This window comes from Streptomyces sp. NPDC048473 (genome assembly GCF_043200155.1).
GTDB lineage: Bacteria > Actinomycetota > Actinomycetes > Streptomycetales > Streptomycetaceae > Streptomyces.
In genome coordinates this window covers 557,434-572,950 of record NZ_JBICXE010000002.1, presented here as the reverse complement: position 1 = coordinate 572,950, position 15,517 = coordinate 557,434, and the positions used below count along the sequence as shown (strand labels likewise).

Genomic DNA, 15,517 nt, shown 5'->3' with positions numbered 1-15,517 from the left:
CATGATCAGCACCCTGCTCGTCGCCAATCGGGGCGAGATCGCCTGCCGGATCTTCCGCACGTGCCGCGCGCTGGGTATCGCCACCGTCGCCGTGTACTCGGACGCGGACGCCGACGCGATGCACGTACGGGAGGCGGACACCGCCGTACGGCTGCCGGGCGCCGCCCCGTCCGACACCTATCTGCGCGGTGACCTCGTCGTACGCGCCGCGCTCGCGGCGGGCGCCGATGCCGTCCACCCCGGCTACGGCTTCCTCTCCGAGAACGCCGGATTCGCCCAGGCCGTGCAGGACGCCGGTCTCGTGTGGGTGGGGCCGCCGGTCAAGGCCATCGAGCTGATGGCGTCCAAGACCCGCGCCAAGGAACTGATGGCCGCCGCCGGGGTGCCGCTGCTCGCGCCCGTCGACACGGAGAAGGTCACCGCCGGTGAACTTCCGCTGCTGCTGAAGGCGGCGGCGGGCGGGGGCGGCCGCGGAATGCGGATCGTACGTGAACTCGCCGAACTGCCAGGTGAGTTGACGGCCGCTGCCGCCGAGGCCGCTGCCGCCTTCGGGGACGGCGAGGTCTTCGCGGAGCCGTACGTGGAGCGCGGCCGGCACGTCGAGGTCCAGGTCATGGCCGACGAACACGGGGGGATCTGGGCACTGGGCACCCGGGACTGCTCGCTCCAGCGACGCCACCAGAAGGTCGTCGAGGAGGCCCCCGCACCCGGTCTCGACGACGCGCTGCGGACCCGGCTGCACGATGCCGCCGTGGCCGCCGCCCGCGCGGTCGGCTACCGGGGCGCGGGCACCGTCGAATTCCTCCTCGCCGCCGACGGACGGCCGTACTTCCTGGAGATGAACACCCGCCTCCAGGTCGAACACCCCGTCACCGAAGCCGTCTTCGGGCTCGACCTCGTCGCCCTGCAACTGCGCATCGCGGAAGGCGAACCGCTCCCCACCACCGCACCCCCCGAGCCACAGGGCCACGCCGTCGAGGCCCGCCTCTACGCCGAGGACCCCGCCCGCGACTGGCAGCCACAGACCGGAGCACTGCTCACACTTGATGTGCCGGACGAACCCGGACTGCGCCTCGACACCGGGTACACCGGCGGCGACACCATCGGCGTGCACTACGACCCGATGCTCGCCAAGGTCATCGCCCACGCCCCCACCCGGGGCGAAGCCGTACGCCTCCTCGCCCGCGCCCTGGAACGCGCCCGCATCCACGGCCCGGTCACCAACCGCGACCTGCTCGTACGGTCCCTGCGCCACCCCGACTTCCGCGCCGCCCGCCTCGACACCGGCTTCTACGACCGCCACCTCGACGCCCTCACCCCGCCCCCGGACGAAGCGGACCACCGCCTCGCCGCCCTGGCCGCCGTCCTCGCCGACGCCGCCGCCCGGCACCACGGCCCCGGACCCGGCCCCGCCCGCTTCGGCGCCTGGCGCAACATCTCCTCGCAACCCCAGGTCAAGCGCTACCGCGCCGAACCCGACGGCACCGAACACCAGACCGCCTACCGCACCACACGCACCGGCCCCGTCCCCGAGACCGGAGAACGGGTCATCGCCGCCCGCCCCGACCACGTCACCCTCGAAGCCGGCTCCGTCACCCGCCACTTCGCCATCACCGTCCACCAGGACAAGGCGTACGTGGACACCGCCACCGGCTCGTACACCTTCACCGCCCTGCCCCGCTTCACCGACCCCACCGACCGGACCGAACCCGGCTCACTGCTCGCCCCCATGCCCGGCACCGTCGTCCGCATCGCGGACGGGCTCGCGGCCGGGGCGACGGTCGAAGCCGGGCAGCCGCTGATCTGGCTGGAGGCGATGAAGATGGAACACCGCATCCTCGCCCCCGCCTCCGGCACCCTCACCGCACTGCACGCCACCCCCGGCCTCCAGGTGGAGGTCGGCGCCCTGCTCGCCGTCGTCACCGAACCCGCAGACGCCGCCACCGACCCCGAAGGCCCCGTCACCGACCCCGCAGACGCCGCCACCGAACCCGAAGACCCTGAGGAGAACGCATGAGCACCGTCCTCGAAACCGAAGAGCACCAGGCCCTGCGCGCAGCCGTCGCCGCCCTCGGAAAGCGCTACGGGCGGGACTACATGACCTCCGTCGTACGCGACGGAGCCCACCCGCGCGAGCTGTGGACCGAAGCCGCCAAGCTCGGCTACCTCGGCGTGAACCTCCCCGAGGAGTACGGCGGCGGAGGCGGCGGCATGGCCGAACTCTCCATCGTCCTGGAGGAGTTGGGCGCGGCGGGCAGTCCGCTGCTCATGATGGTCGTCTCCCCGGCCATCTGCGGCACCGTCATCGCCCGCTTCGGCACCGACACCCAGAAGCGGCAGTGGCTCCCCGGCCTCGCCGACGGCAGCCTCACCATGGCCTTCGGCATCACCGAACCCGACGCGGGCTCCAACTCCCACCGCATCACCACCACCGCCCACAAGGACGGCGAGGACTGGCTGCTCACCGGGCGCAAGGTCTTCGTCTCCGGCGTCGACATCGCCGACGCCACCCTCGTCGTCGGCCGCACCGAGGACGCCAGGTCCGGCAGGCTCAAGCCCTGCCTCTTCATCGTCCCGCGCGACGCACCCGGCTTCCGGCGCTCGCAGATCGACATGGAACTCCAGGCCCCGGAGAAACAGTTCGAGCTGGTCCTCGACGACGTACGGTTGCCCGCCGACGCCCTCGTAGGCGGGGGAGAGGACGCCGGACTGCTCCAGCTCTTCGCCGGACTCAACCCCGAACGCATCATGACCGCCGCATTCGGCATCGGGATGGGCCGCTACGCACTCGGCCGCGCCGTCGAGTACGCGAAGACCCGGCAGGTGTGGAAGGAACCCATCGGCTCCCACCAGGCCATCGCCCACCCCCTCGCCCAGGCCCACATCGAACTGGAACTCGCCCGGCTGATGATGCAGAAAGCCGCCCGGCTGTACGACGAGGGCGACGACATCGGGGCAGGCGAGGCCGCCAACATGGCGAAATACGCGGCCGGCGAAGCCTGCGTGAAGGCCGTCGACCAGGCCGTGCACACCCTCGGCGGCAACGGCCTCACCCGCGAATACGGCCTCGCGTCCCTGATCACGGCGGCCCGGGTCGCCCGGATCGCACCCGTCAGCCGGGAAATGATCCTGAACTACGTGTCCCATCAGTCCCTGGGTCTCCCCAAGTCGTACTGACGCACGACATTCTGTCTCTCCATGCCGCAGTTCCGGTCGCGGCTCCCGCCGCAGCTCCCCGCCGCATCGAAGGGACCTACCGCCATGGTGCACGTGTTCCACAGCGACCTCCCGGCCGTCCAGGCACTCGACGTACCCATCCATGACGCGGTCCTCGGGCAGGCCACCGCCGCATTCGGCGACACGGTCGCCCTGATCGACGGGACGAACGACAGCTCCACCCTCACCTACCGGCAACTCGACGCCTTCCACCGGAAGATCGCCGCGGCACTCGCTGCCGCCGGAGTGCGCAAGGGCGACGTGCTGGCCCTGCACAGCCCCAACACCATCGCCTACCCGGCGGTCTTCTTCGGGGCGACACGGGCCGGCGCCACCGTCACCACCGTCCACCCGCTGGCCACGGCGGAGGAGTTCGCCAAACAGCTCCGCGACTCCTCCGCCCGCTGGATCGTCACCGTCTCCCCGCTCCTCGAAGCGGCCCGCCGCGCCGCCGAACTCGTCGGCGGCATAGAGGAGATATTCGTCTGCGACCGGGCGCAGGGACACACCTCCGTACTCGACATGCTCGCCACCACCGCCCCCGAACCCCACATCGCCATCGACCCGGCCGAGGACACCGCCGCCCTGCCGTACTCCTCCGGCACCACCGGAACACCCAAGGGCGTCATGCTCACCCACCGCTCCATGGCCACCAACCTGGAGCAGCTGAGCCCCTTCATCCCCATGGGCCCCGGCGACCGCATCCTGGCCGTGCTCCCCTTCTTCCACATCTACGGGCTGACGGCCCTGATGAACGCCCCGCTGCGGACGGGCGCCACCGTCGTCGTACTGCCGCGCTTCGACCTCACCCAGTTCCTCGCCGCGATCGAGAAACACCGGATCAGCGGCCTGTACGTGGCCCCGCCGATCGTCCTCGCACTCGCCAAGCACCCCTCGGTCGCGCAGTACGACCTGTCCTCGCTGGAGTACGTCGTCAGCGCCGCCGCCCCGCTCGACGCATCGCTTGCCGCCGCCTGCTCACAGCGCCTGGGCCTGCCGCCCGTGCGCCAGGCGTACGGCATGACGGAACTCTCGCCCGGCACCCATGTCGTCCCCCTTTCCGCCGAGAACCCGCCCCCCGGCGCCGTGGGAAAACTCCTGCCCAGCACCGAGATGCGGATCATCTCCCTCGGCCACGACAGCGCGGACGCCCCGGCCGGCACCGACGGCGAGATCCTGATCCGCGGACCACAGGTGATGAAGGGCTACCTCGGCCGCCCCGAGGCCACCGCCGACATGATCGACGCCGACGGCTGGGTGCACACCGGCGACATCGGACACGTCGACACCGACGGCTGGCTGTTCGTCGTCGACCGGGTCAAGGAACTCATCAAGTACAAGGGCTACCAGGTCGCCCCCGCCGAACTCGAAGCACTGCTGCTCGGCCACGAAGCGATCGCGGACGCCGCCGTCATCGGGGTGTACGACGCCGACGGCAACGAGGTCCCCAAGGCATACCTGGTCCGCCGGCCCTCCGCGGCGGGCGAGAACCTCACGGCGGCGGACGTCATGGCGTACGTGGCCGAGCGCGTCGCCCCGTACAAGAAGGTCCGGCAGGTCGAATTCATCGCCGCGATACCGCGCGCGACCTCGGGAAAGATCCTCCGACGCGAACTGCGCGACAGGGAGAAGTCCCGCGAGAAGCAGGCCCACGAGGGGTAGTCCCGCGAGAAGCAGTCCCGCAAGAAGCAGAACCGTGCTTGAAAGGCAGGACCAATACATGACGCCGCCGCTCGCCGACCCCACCCACGACCGGGGCATCACCACCCTCACCCTCGACTCACCGGCCAACCGCAACGCACTCTCCGCACGGCTGGTCGGCGAGCTCTCCACCGCCCTGGACGCGTGCGCGGCCGACGACACCGTACGAGCAGTCGTCCTCACCCACACCGGCAACACGTTCTGCGCGGGCGCCGACCTCACCGGACCGCCCGACCCGGCAGCCTTCGTCGCCCTGATGCGGCAGATCGTCGACCTGCCCAAGCCCGTCGTCGCCCGGGTCACGGGACACGTCCGGGCGGGCGGCCTCGGACTCCTGAGCGCCTGCGACATCTCCGCGGCCGGCCCCGACGCCACGTTCGCCCTCACCGAATCCCGGCTCGGCCTCGCCCCCGCCGTCATCTCCATGCCGCTGCTGCCCCGCACCGACCCGCGCGCCGCCGCCCGCTACTACCTCACCGGCGAACGCTTCGACGCGGCCGAAGCAGCCCGCATCTCCCTGATCACGATCGCCGTCGGGTCCGCCGAGGACATCGACAAGGCACTCGTACCCGTACTGGACGGACTGCGCAGGGCCTCACCACAGGGGCTGGCAGCATCGAAGGAGCTGGTCACAGCTACTGTGCGAATGAGTTTCGACCAGTACGCCGAAGACCTCATCGCCCGCTCGGCAGCACTCTTCGCCTCCGCCGAGGCACGGGAAGGGATGACGGCCTTCCTCGAACGACGGGATCCCGCATGGGTGTTGTGACGCCCTCCACCGACAGGACCCCCAAGCAGGACCGCAGCCGCGCCACCCGCCGACGACTCCTCGAAGCCGCGGTCGCCTGCCTCGCCGAACACGGCTGGGCAGGCTCCACCGTCTCCGTCGTCGCCGAACGCGCAGGCGTCTCGCGCGGCGCCGCCCAGCACCACTTCCCGACCCGCGAGGACCTGTTCACCGCAGCCGTCGAATACGTCGCCGAGGAACGCTCCGCCGCTCTGCGCGCCCTGCCCGTCCAGGGCCGCACGGCCGTCGTCGCCGCCCTCGTCGACCTCTACACGGGCCCGCTCTTCCGCGCCGCACTCCAGCTCTGGGTCGCCGCGTCCAACGAGGAACAACTCCGCCCCCGTGTCACCGAACTCGAAGCCCGCGTCGGCCGCGAGACCCACCGCATCGCCGTCGAACTCCTCACCGCCGACGAAACCAGGCCCGGCGTACGCGAAACCGTCCAGGGCCTCCTCGACATGGCCCGCGGCCTGGGCCTGGCCAACGTACTCACCGACGACACCGCCCGACGCCGGAGAGTCGTGGCCCAATGGGCGGCACTGCTGGACGACGCCCTGGACTGAGCCGGGGGCAGACAGGACCAGTGACCCCGGGGTTCAGCTCGCCAGATCCGTGATCTGCTCGTACCCCTCGATATCCCGGGGATCACGCGACCCGGGCCCGATGTACCTCGCCGAAGGACGCACCAGCCGCCCCGTCCGCTTCTGCTCCAGAATGTGCGCCGACCAGCCCGCCGTACGCGCACACGTGAACATCGACGTGAACATGTGCGCCGGAACTTCCGCGAAGTCCAGCATGATCGCCGCCCAGAACTCCACGTTCGTCGCCAGCACCCGGTCCGGGCGACGCGCGTGCAACTCCTCCAGCGCGGCCTTCTCCAGCGCCTGCGCCACCTCGAAGCGCGGCGCACCCAACTCCTCCGCCGTACGCCGCAGCACGCGCGCCCGCGGGTCCTCCGCCCGGTAGACCCGGTGCCCGAAGCCCATCAGCCGCTCACCCTTGTCCAGGGCCTTCTTCACATACGCGGTGGCATCCCCGGTCCGCTCGATCTCCTCGATCATGCCGAGAACCCGGGACGGCGCACCACCGTGCAACGGCCCCGACATCGCACCCACCGCACCCGACAGCGCCGCCGCCACATCGGCACCGGTCGACGCGATGACGCGGGCGGTGAACGTGGAGGCGTTCATGCCGTGCTCGGCTGCCGACGTCCAGTACGCGTCGACGGCCTTGACATGCTTCGGGTCCGGCTCACCGCGCCAGCGGATCATGAACCGCTCGACCACGGACTGCGCCTTGTCGATCTCGCCCTGCGGAACCATCGGCAGCCCCTGCCCGCGCGCCGACTGGGCGACGTACGACAGCGCCATCACGGCGGCCCGCGCCAGATCGTTGCGCGCCGTCTCCTCGTCGATGTCGAGCAGCGGCTTCAGGCCCCACACGGGAGCGAGCATCGCCAGCGCGGACTGCACATCGACCCGGATGTCCCCCGAGTGCACCGGGATCGGGAACGGCTCGGCCGGCGGCAGACCCGGGTTGAACGCCCCGTCGACCAGCAGACCCCAGACATTTCCGAACGACACACGGCCGACGAGATCCTCGATGTCGACACCGCGGTAACGGAGCGAACCGCCTTCCTTGTCAGGTTCGGCGATCTCCGTCTCGAACGCGACGACTCCCTCTAGTCCCGGTACGAAGTCGGACATGGCGGCTCCCTCGGTCAGCGGCTCTGGCTCTACGGAGGCCACAGTGGCCTGCCCCAAGATATTGGCGGGTTCCCACGGCGCGGGGAAGCGTGACATCCGGCACAGCTGCCCGAATCGCCGGTTACGGGTTGACGCCCCTCGTTGACGGGCACACTCGGCCACTGCGGCAGGATGGCCCCGTGCCCACCGCAGATTCCCCCTCCGATTCCACCATCGATCCGGCCGCGATGCGCGAGCAGTACCGCTCCGAGGGCTTCACCGAGGACACGCTGGCCGCCGACCCGATGCAGCAGTTCGCCCACTGGTTCCGGCAGGTCGCCGTGGGCGGGGTGCTCCATGAGCCCAACGCCGTGGTGGTCTCCACCGCCACCCCCGAGGGCCGGCCGTCATCGCGCACGGTGCTGCTGAAGAAGTACGACGATCGTGGCTTCGTCTTCTTCACCAACTACGAATCCCGCAAGGGCCGCGAACTGGCCGCCAACCCGTACGTCTCGTTGCTCTTCCCCTGGCACCCCATGTCCCGCCAGGTCATCGTCACCGGCACGGCGGCCCGCGTCGGCCGCGACGAAACGGTCGCCTACTTCCGCTCCCGCCCGCACGGCTCCCAGCTCGGCGCCTGGGCGAGCGCCCAGTCGACGGTGATCGCCTCCCGCGACGAGCTGATCGAACGCTACGAGGAACTGGCGGCCCGCTACCCCGAGGGCGAACGCATCCCCGCGCCCCCGCACTGGGGCGGCTTCCGCGTAGTCCCCGACACGATCGAGTTCTGGCAGGGCCACGAGAACCGGCTGCACGACCGGCTGAGGTACGTACGCGAAGGCGAGAACTGGCGCGTCGAGCGCCTGTGCCCGTAACCCGCCCCATTCCCCTCCGGACATGCAGAAACCCGCAGGCTCTGGTTCCTCCGTGCACGAAGGAGCCGGCCGGACTTACCGGCGAGCCTGCGGGTCGGTGACTGCTTGGGATTGGCCGATGACCGGCCTGCACTACAAAGAGCGCGACAACGGGCGTCAGCCCGCAGTCACCTCACGAGTCCGAGAAGAAATCACTTCCGGAACACCTCCTTTCCTTCGCTGGCAGCAGCCTAAGGAACCCTCGGCGAATGTCTCAACCCATTTATTCGGTGACTTCCTGCCGGTAGCTGTACGCGTATCCGTCGGCACGCTGCAGTAGCCGAAGATTCCTGTGGGACACGGTGCAGCGGCCCACCGGCGTGGGGAGGCTGTGTTTCCCGGAGGCGCGGACGGAGATGCGTCCGGTCCGTACTCCTGCCCACTTGCCCTTGGAAATGGAGGCGCGGACCAGGTCGCCGGTGGCGAACCCGTGATGGCGCTTCTGGCGCGCGCGGGCGAGCCGGGGGAATCCGTACCGGTCGGGGGTGGTGCGGGCGTAGCTTCCGCGCCCCGTTGCCGTGACGACGTGGACCTGCTGGGGCACGCGGACGACCGCAGCCCCCGCCTCGTGGTCGAGCTGCCCGACGCAGAGGGCGTCGAGTGTGTGCGTCTTGGGCAGGCCCATCGCGGTGCGGTTCCACTTCGTACGACCTCCCGACCAGGTCTGCACCGGTTTTCCGAGGGTCGCGAGGGTGTCTGTGAGCAGCTGTCGGGTCGCGTTCATGACGGCGGCGTCGCGGAGTGGTGCCTTGATCTGCGCGCGGATGGCCGCGAGGCGGGCGGGGCGGTGGGCCAGGAATTCTTCGACGCGGGTGGAGCCCTTGGCCTGGTTGCAGCTGATGCAGGCGAGGGTGAGGTTGGAGATGCGGCTGGAGCCGCCGTGGCTGAGGGGCTGGATGTGGTCGATGTTCAGAGGTACGCCGGAGGCTCCGCAGTAGGCGCAGGTGCGTCCCCATGTGGCGAGCAGGTATGCGCGGATCTCGGTTCCCGCGAGGGTGCCGTTGCGGTACTCGGCGGCGGTGAGGTCGCGGCCGGCGGTCATGGCGTGGGTGTCGAAGGCGACCTGTTCGATGTGGATCTCGGTGACCGGTGCGTATCGGGCGAGGCGGTGGGCGGTCGCCAGTGTGGTGTCGACCCGGTGCTGCACCGAGGGCGGTAGCCAGCCTTTCGGGCGGGTGCGGTTGTGTGATCTACGGGCGCGGTAGCGGCAGTTCGCTGAGCGTCGTCGGTGGCGGTATCCGGCTCGTTGTCCCATGGCTCGGTGGATCTGCTGGCCCCGATGTCGTAGTTCGATTGAGACGAGGCCGCGTCGAACGGTCACGGGTGTCCCGGCCGGGGTGGATTCCTGCTTCGTATCGGTGAGCGCGATCCCGGTTCCCTTGGAGCCGGGATCGATGCGCAGTTGTACGCCTTCGACGGCGGATTCGGCGTCTGTGCGGTCTTTGAGGCGGATGGTGAAGGGGGTGTGTCGTGCGACGACGGCACGGCTGTTGGTGAGCAGTTCGCGTGCGCGGGCGGGATGGCAGGGCATGAGCGGCTCTCCGCCCTTTGCCAGGACGAAGACTCTGCCTGCACCTGTTCCGCCGCTGTAGGTGTTGTTCGGTGGGGGGACGTCACCGTCCCTGTTCGCTGCCTTTTCGGCGTGACGCCGACGGGGCCCGGTGCCGCGTCCGTCGGTCTCCCCTCGCCCATGTTCCCTGCCGGTGCCCCGCGCTGGGGCGGGGTGTCCGTGAGCCGTTTCGTCCCTGCTCCCAGGGGTGTCTGCTCTCGCGGATTCCAGTGCGGGCTGCTGAGGAAGCACAGCTCGGTGGGTCTGCTCGCCTGCGGGAAACGTAGTCATCAAGGGCACCTGCCTTTGATCGATGATCGTGATGACTGGGGTGCTCACTCGGCTCGCCCTGTGAGAGGGAGCGGGAGCGAGTGATCTCCTTTCGACGTGTTGGTCAAGGACGCTAGCTGTGCCTGTGTCGGGTGTGGCCCGGCGGACCGGTATCACCGCACATATGCGTGATCTTTTGTCGAAGATCGAATGTGTGATCGTTCGGCGTGTTAGTCGGCCGGATTCTGCACCGGGTGGGGAGCGGATTTCCGAGAAGTCGGTGTGCGCTGGGTCACGTTCGAGTTCAATGGTCTGACGTGCGGCAATGCCGGATACGTCCTGCGGGGGGTACGGGATGAGTGCGTCCACAAGCAGTGGAACGACCGACGCGCTCGAGCCCGAAGAGGGTCCGAAGGCAGGGCCCGGGGCCGAGCTGCTCGCGGCGCTGCTCGACGGGATGGACGCGGCGCTCTGTGCGTTCGACGCGGACGGCACCATCACCCACTGGAACCGTGAGGCCGAGCGGATTCTCGGCTGGTCCGCCGAGGAGGCCGTGGGGCGGCCCGGGTTTGCCGGGTGGGCGGTGCGGCGGGCGGACGCGGGGGAGGTGCAGGGGCGGCTGATGGCGGCCATGGACGGTGCCGGTCGCCGGGTCCATGAGTTCGCGTTGCTGCGCAAGGACGGTGGGCGGGTGCTCGTGCGGACGCAGTCGGCGGGGGTCCGGGGTGCGGACGGGAAGCCGGCCGGGGTGTACTGCGCGTTCGGCGAGGTGCATGCGCAGATCGATCTGGAGCGGTCGATCGCGTTGAGCGAGGCGTTGTTCGAGGACGCGTCGTGGGGTGTGGTGCTCGTCGACGCCGATCTGCGGCCGACGGTCGTCAACGCGCATGCGGCACGGGCGCTGGGCGGCGGTCGTACGACGCTGCTGGGGCGCCCGCTGGGGGAGTTGATCGTGCAGGGCGTCGAGGATCTGGAGGGCGCGCTGCAGCACGTACTCGCCGAGGGCGCACCACCGGCGCCCGCCGAGCTGTGGGTGACGTTGCGGACGGCGGAGGGGGACGGGCGGCGCTGCTGGCGCAGTGGCTTTCTGCGGCTGGCGTCGCCGCTCGCGGAGGAGCCGGTTCCGTTGGGGGTCGGCTGGTTGTTCCAGGACGTGACGGCGGAGAAGCTGGCGGCGCAGGAGGTGGACCGGGTGCGCTTCCGTTCGAACCAGCTGCACCGGGCTTCGCGGTCGGCGTCCGAGTGCGAGGACCCGATGGAGGCGGCGATGTCCTATCTGGACTATGCGCTCGCGGGCTTCGCCGACCATGCGCTGGTCGACCTGGTGGCGGGGGAGCGGCTGGTGCGGGTGGCGGCGACCCCGTCCGGTGAGCCGGGCCCGTGCCTGCCGGTGGCCGGCGGTGGCATTCCGCTGCGGTACGCGGCGGGGCACCCGGCCCTTCAGGCGGTGGATCGTACGGGTTCGGTACGGGCCAGCGCGGGGGCAGTGCCCGGGGCCGGGGTGTGGGCGGCGGAACGGCAGTGGCCGGGGGATTCGGTGCACGCGCTGTGCGCGGTGCTGCGGAGCAGGGGGCGCACGTTGGGCGTGGTGACGTTTCTTCGCTCCGCCCACCGCACGGCCTTCGAACGCCCCGACGCGGCGTACGCGGAGAGCGTGGCGGCCCGGGTCGCGGGGGCGGTCGACCTGGCACAGGTGACGAAGCGGCCGTAGGCGGCGCGGTCCGGCCAGGGGTGTGCCGGGCCCCGTCGCGGAGCCCGGCACCGCCCCCGGCCGGGGCCCGTCCTCACGCCGCGTGCAGCGCCAGCGTCGGTGAGAGACGGGACGCCCGCACCGCCGGGTAGAGGCCCGCGATCGTGCCGATCACCAGCGTCGCGCCGAAGCCGCCGCCGACCGCCCACGGCGGCACCACCCAGGGCAGCCCGCCGGAGTACGCGTACACCCCGGTCGCCGCCGCGCCGAGCGCCACGCCCGCCAGGCCGCCCAGGCCGGAGAGCATCAGCGACTCCGTGACGAACTGGATGCGGATCTGGCCCCGGGTCGCGCCGAGCGAGCGGCGCAGCCCGATCTCGTACCGCCGCTCCAGCACCGAGATGATCATGGTGTTGGCGACCCCGACGCCGCCGACGAGCAGCGCGATGCCGCCCAGGCCCAGCAGCAGGCTGCTGAACGCCCCCTCGGTCGCCGCCTTCGCCCGGAGTGCCGACGACGGGTCGGTGACCTTCACGTTCTGCGGGTTCTGCGGGTCGACCGTCGCCGCCATGACCTTGCGCACGTCCTGCACCGCCGCGTCGGCCGAGCGCTCGTACACCGACGTCGGGTGGCCCTCGAAGCCCAGCAGGCGCTTCGCACCCTCCCAGCCGACCAGTGCGGAGCGTTCGATCTCCGGGGCGAGCGGCAGCGGGGCGAGGATGCCGACCACGGTGAAGTACCGGTCGCCGATCCACACCTGCCGGCCCGGAGCGGTGATGCCGAGGCGCTCCGCGGAGACATGGCCGAGTACGACGGAGGGGTAGCGTCCGGTCGCGTTGTTGAGCCAGCCGCCGCTGCGGACCTCGCCGCGCAGCACCCGCAGCAGGTCGCCGGTGGTCGCCTTGACGGTGATCCCGCCCGTATCGTCCTTGTCGATCTTCTCGTTGCGGCGTGCGGTTGTGTCGAGGTCGGCGGTCGCGCCCACCTCCTGGACGCCCTTGATGCGGCCCACCATCCCGACCGCGTCCTCGGGCAGCTCGACGTCCTGCCCGGCGAACATCGAATCGCCGGGGGAGGCCACGAGCAGGTTGGTGCCCAGCTTGTCGAGCTCCCGGAGCAGCTGGGCCTGGCTGGAGGCGGAGATGCCCACCACCGAGATCATCGTCGCGATACCGATGGCGATGCCCAGGGCGGAGAGCACGACCCGCATCGGCCGGCTGCGCAGCCCCGCCGAGCCGACGTGCAGCACGTCCCGGGGGCCGAGCCGGGCCGCTTTCAGCCGCCCCCGGCCCCGGCCGTCGGCGTCGCGGTCCGCGCGCCGCGCCCTCACTGGTCCGCTCCCGTAGCGGCGGGGGAGCGGCCGTTCCCGGATCCATCGCGCACATCCACAGATGGATCGCGCATGCCCGTGGACGGATCGCGTACGTCCGTGGACGGATTGCGTACGTCCGCGACCACCTGGCCGTCCCGGATGCGCACCTCGCGCGGCAGGTCCCGGGCGATCTCGGTGTCGTGCGTGATGACCGCGATGGTGGCGCCCTCCCGGTTGAGGTCGCGCAGCAGCTTCATCACCGCTTCCCCGGACGCCGAGTCGAGCGCCCCGGTCGGTTCGTCGGCCAGCAGCAGCGCGGGTTCCCCCACGACGGCCCGCGCGATGGCGACCCGCTGTTTCTGTCCGCCGGAGAGCTGGTGCGGCTTGTGGTCGAGGCGGTCGGCGAGCCCCACCCGCTCCAGCGCGTCGGCGGCCCTGCGGCGGCGTACGGCACGGGACAGGCCCGAGTACAGCAGGCCCTCCGCGACGTTGTCGCGGGCGCTGACGCCCGGCACCAGGTGGAACGCCTGGAAGACGAAGCCGACGTGCTGGGCACGCAGCGCGGAGAGCCTGCGGTCGGAGAGCGCCGCCACGTCGTGCCCCGCGATGTGGACGGACCCGGCGGTGGGGCGGTCCAGGGTGCCGATGATGTGCAGCAGCGTGGACTTGCCGGAGCCGGACGGGCCGACGATGCCGAGGAGTTCGCCCTCCTCGACGGTGAGGTCCACCCCGCGCAGGGCGGCGACCGGGCCCGGGTACTCCTTGGTGACGCCCCTGAGGCCGACGACCGTGCTCATATCTTCGGCACCCCGACCTTCATGCCCTCGCGCAGCCCGCCGCCGGACACCTCGACCCGGCCCTCGGCGAACATGCCGAGCTCGACCTTCACGTCGCGGACCGTGCCGTCCTGGACGACCTGGAGGCCGAAGCCGCCGCCGGGCAGCGCGAGCAGCGCGTTCACCGGGACGCTGAGGACATCCTTGCGCAGCTCGCCGGTCAGGTTCACCGTGACCGGCGACTGGTCGAACCCGCCGACCTCGTCCGGCTTGTCGAAGGAGACGGTCAGGGTGACCTTGGGGCTGTTGTCCTGCGGGTCGTCGCCGGGCTTCGCCGTCGGGCCGACCGAGGAGACCGCCCCGGCCGCGCTGCTGCCGTCCGGCAGATCGACGGTGACCTTGGTGCCCGCCTTGGCGAGCTCGCTCTCGGTGACGTCGAGCTCGAACGTCACGATGCGCTCGGAGCCGGTCGTGGTGAGGACCGGAGCGCCGGGCTGGGCCAGTTCGCCGACGGCCGCCTCGACGCTCTTGATCCGGACCTTCCCCGGGGCGAAGGCGATGTCCTGCGGCCCCACCGTTCCGGTCCGCTTGCTGTCGTGGGACTTCTGCCAGCGCTTGACGGCGGCCGCGGTCAGGTCGGTGTACTCGTCGTCCGGGGTGAAGCCGGTGTAGCCGAGCTCCGTGAGATTGCGCTCCAGCTGTTCCACGTCCCGGCCCCGGTCGCCCGGCTTCAGCGTCCGGTACATCGGCCCCGAGCCGTACATCAGCCGCACCGCCCGGCCGTCGACCTCGTACAGCTGCTCGTTCCGCTTGACGGTCGAGCCGGTGCGCGGGGTCCAGGTCATGGTGCCCGCCGCGCCCGCGTTGACCTTGCGCTGCTTGTCGTAGCCGAGCGTCCCGTCCGCCTGGGCGCTGTCGCGCAGGTCGCCGCGCTCGACCGCGGCGGTGGCCGGGGGCAGCCCGGTGTTCTCCGGGCCGCCCGTCTCCTCGGCGGAGCCGAACCGGGTGAGGGCCAGTGACCCGGCCGCCACGGCGAGCACCGCCGCAGCGGCCACCATGGCCCGTCCGCGCCTCACCGCCCGACGCTTTCGCATGCCGCGTTGGCCTTCTCGAACTTCTTCATGTCCTTCGGCTTCATCGCGGGCGCCGCCTGCATCGCCCCGCCGTCGAACTTCGGGTCGGGCATGTCGAAGCCGTTCTTGCGCATGCACCGGGCGAAGGCGACCGCCTTGTCCTTCTCGGCCTGGGTGAGCTCCTTGGGCCCGCCGCCGACCGCCTTGTCCTGGCAGGCCTTGAACGCCTTCTCCATCTCCTTCTTGCTCTTGCCGCCGCCGTTGATGGTTATTCCGTGGCTGTTCTCGCCCGGCTTCGGCTCCGGGATGTCCAGACCCTGCTCCCGCAGGCACTTGCGGTGCTCCAGGGCCTGGTCCTCCTCCGTCTTCCTGTCGTCCGAAGCAGATCCGCCGCTCTTGGTTCCGCTTCCGTTTCCGCCGCCGTCGCCCGAGCAGGCGGTGGCCGACAGGACGACGGCGGTGGCGATCAGGCAGGCGGCGGCGACGCCGCGACTTCGTGCGCGGGAGGTGGTCCGGCGGGAAATGGTCGGGTTCATGAGGGCTC

13 protein-coding genes are annotated in these 15,517 nt (G+C 70.9%); 7 read left to right on the top strand and 6 right to left on the bottom strand.

What is annotated here, in order from left to right; translation table 11 throughout:
- Position 1 precedes the first annotated feature (1 nt).
- The 5 genes from ACGFU7_RS06025 to ACGFU7_RS06005 all read left to right on the top strand — a co-directional run bounded on the left by ACGFU7_RS06025 (position 2) and on the right by ACGFU7_RS06005 (position 6,267).
- Positions 2-2,017, top strand: a complete 2,016-nt coding sequence (locus ACGFU7_RS06025; RefSeq protein WP_393692701.1) for an acetyl/propionyl/methylcrotonyl-CoA carboxylase subunit alpha — start codon at positions 2-4, stop codon at positions 2,015-2,017.
- The gene (locus ACGFU7_RS06020) at positions 2,014-3,177 is read left to right on the top strand and encodes an acyl-CoA dehydrogenase family protein (RefSeq protein WP_393692699.1); all 1,164 of its coding nucleotides are present in this window, start codon (positions 2,014-2,016) and stop codon (positions 3,175-3,177) included. Before ACGFU7_RS06025 ends, ACGFU7_RS06020 begins: the two co-directional genes overlap by 4 nt.
- Before the next feature lie 84 nt (positions 3,178-3,261).
- The gene (locus tag ACGFU7_RS06015; protein ID WP_393692697.1) at positions 3,262-4,878 is read left to right on the top strand and encodes a 4-coumarate--CoA ligase family protein; all 1,617 of its coding nucleotides are present in this window, start codon (positions 3,262-3,264) and stop codon (positions 4,876-4,878) included.
- A 58-nt stretch (positions 4,879-4,936) separates the two neighbouring features.
- Positions 4,937-5,686: an enoyl-CoA hydratase family protein gene (locus ACGFU7_RS06010; protein WP_393692902.1), complete on the top strand. Its 750-nt coding sequence runs from the start codon at positions 4,937-4,939 to the stop codon at positions 5,684-5,686.
- The gene (locus ACGFU7_RS06005; protein WP_393692695.1) at positions 5,674-6,267 is read left to right on the top strand and encodes a TetR/AcrR family transcriptional regulator; all 594 of its coding nucleotides are present in this window, start codon (positions 5,674-5,676) and stop codon (positions 6,265-6,267) included. The genes ACGFU7_RS06010 and ACGFU7_RS06005 overlap by 13 nt, the downstream gene beginning before the upstream one ends.
- A gap of 33 nt (positions 6,268-6,300) precedes the next feature.
- On the opposite strand, the gene ACGFU7_RS06000 is transcribed toward ACGFU7_RS06005, so the two are convergent.
- On the bottom strand, positions 6,301-7,410 hold the full coding sequence (locus ACGFU7_RS06000; RefSeq protein ID WP_393692693.1) for a citrate synthase 2: 1,110 nt from the start codon (positions 7,408-7,410) through the stop codon (positions 6,301-6,303).
- Positions 7,411-7,637: 227 nt separating this feature from the next.
- Here ACGFU7_RS06000 and pdxH point away from each other — a divergent pair, with 227 nt between their 5' ends.
- Entirely contained in the window at positions 7,638-8,264 is a 627-nt protein-coding gene (gene pdxH, locus ACGFU7_RS05995; protein WP_393692900.1) for a pyridoxamine 5'-phosphate oxidase, read from the top strand.
- 262 nt (positions 8,265-8,526) lie between these two features.
- On the opposite strand, the gene iscB is transcribed toward pdxH, so the two are convergent.
- Complete coding sequence (iscB, locus tag ACGFU7_RS05990) at positions 8,527-9,858, bottom strand: RNA-guided endonuclease IscB (RefSeq protein WP_393692898.1); 1,332 nt, start codon at positions 9,856-9,858, stop codon at positions 8,527-8,529.
- A gap of 619 nt (positions 9,859-10,477) precedes the next feature.
- On the opposite strand from iscB, the gene ACGFU7_RS05985 reads away from it, so the two are divergent.
- Positions 10,478-11,833: a PAS domain-containing protein gene (locus tag ACGFU7_RS05985; RefSeq protein WP_393692691.1), complete on the top strand. Its 1,356-nt coding sequence runs from the start codon at positions 10,478-10,480 to the stop codon at positions 11,831-11,833.
- Between the two features lie 73 nt (positions 11,834-11,906).
- On the opposite strand, the gene ACGFU7_RS05980 is transcribed toward ACGFU7_RS05985, so the two are convergent.
- Genes ACGFU7_RS05980 through ACGFU7_RS05965 form a run of 4 tightly spaced genes read right to left on the bottom strand, consistent with a single transcriptional unit; the run spans position 11,907 to position 15,509 of the window.
- Positions 11,907-13,142 carry an ABC transporter permease gene (locus ACGFU7_RS05980; protein ID WP_393692689.1) on the bottom strand — a complete coding sequence of 412 codons (1,236 nt, stop codon included), beginning with the start codon at positions 13,140-13,142 and terminating at the stop codon, positions 11,907-11,909.
- Positions 13,139-13,921 (bottom strand): ABC transporter ATP-binding protein, encoded by a 783-nt coding sequence (locus tag ACGFU7_RS05975; protein WP_393692687.1) that lies wholly within the window; start codon positions 13,919-13,921, stop codon positions 13,139-13,141. Before ACGFU7_RS05975 ends, ACGFU7_RS05980 begins: the two co-directional genes overlap by 4 nt.
- Complete coding sequence (locus tag ACGFU7_RS05970) at positions 13,918-14,994, bottom strand: efflux RND transporter periplasmic adaptor subunit (RefSeq protein ID WP_393692685.1); 1,077 nt, start codon at positions 14,992-14,994, stop codon at positions 13,918-13,920. The genes ACGFU7_RS05975 and ACGFU7_RS05970 overlap by 4 nt, the downstream gene beginning before the upstream one ends.
- Positions 14,973-15,509 carry a hypothetical protein gene (locus ACGFU7_RS05965; protein WP_393692684.1) on the bottom strand — a complete coding sequence of 179 codons (537 nt, stop codon included), beginning with the start codon at positions 15,507-15,509 and terminating at the stop codon, positions 14,973-14,975. Before ACGFU7_RS05965 ends, ACGFU7_RS05970 begins: the two co-directional genes overlap by 22 nt.
- Positions 15,510-15,517: the final 8 nt, after the last annotated feature.

What these genes read in the sequence shown, in the direction of transcription:
- ACGFU7_RS05975 (WP_393692687.1), bottom strand. Translation starts at nt 13,921, where the DNA reads ATGAGCACGGTCGTCGGCCTCAGGGGCGTCACCAAGGAGTACCCGGGC.
- ACGFU7_RS06000 (WP_393692693.1), bottom strand. Translation starts at nt 7,410, where the DNA reads ATGTCCGACTTCGTACCGGGACTAGAGGGAGTCGTCGCGTTCGAGACG.
- ACGFU7_RS05985 (WP_393692691.1), top strand. Translation starts at nt 10,478, where the DNA reads ATGAGTGCGTCCACAAGCAGTGGAACGACCGACGCGCTCGAGCCCGAA.
- ACGFU7_RS06025 (WP_393692701.1), top strand. Translation starts at nt 2, where the DNA reads ATGATCAGCACCCTGCTCGTCGCCAATCGGGGCGAGATCGCCTGCCGG.
- ACGFU7_RS06005 (WP_393692695.1), top strand. Translation starts at nt 5,674, where the DNA reads ATGGGTGTTGTGACGCCCTCCACCGACAGGACCCCCAAGCAGGACCGC.
- ACGFU7_RS05965 (WP_393692684.1), bottom strand. Translation starts at nt 15,509, where the DNA reads ATGAACCCGACCATTTCCCGCCGGACCACCTCCCGCGCACGAAGTCGC.
- pdxH (WP_393692900.1), top strand. Translation starts at nt 7,638, where the DNA reads ATGCGCGAGCAGTACCGCTCCGAGGGCTTCACCGAGGACACGCTGGCC.
- ACGFU7_RS05970 (WP_393692685.1), bottom strand. Translation starts at nt 14,994, where the DNA reads ATGCGAAAGCGTCGGGCGGTGAGGCGCGGACGGGCCATGGTGGCCGCT.
- ACGFU7_RS06015 (WP_393692697.1), top strand. Translation starts at nt 3,262, where the DNA reads ATGGTGCACGTGTTCCACAGCGACCTCCCGGCCGTCCAGGCACTCGAC.
- ACGFU7_RS06010 (WP_393692902.1), top strand. Translation starts at nt 4,937, where the DNA reads ATGACGCCGCCGCTCGCCGACCCCACCCACGACCGGGGCATCACCACC.
- ACGFU7_RS06020 (WP_393692699.1), top strand. Translation starts at nt 2,014, where the DNA reads ATGAGCACCGTCCTCGAAACCGAAGAGCACCAGGCCCTGCGCGCAGCC.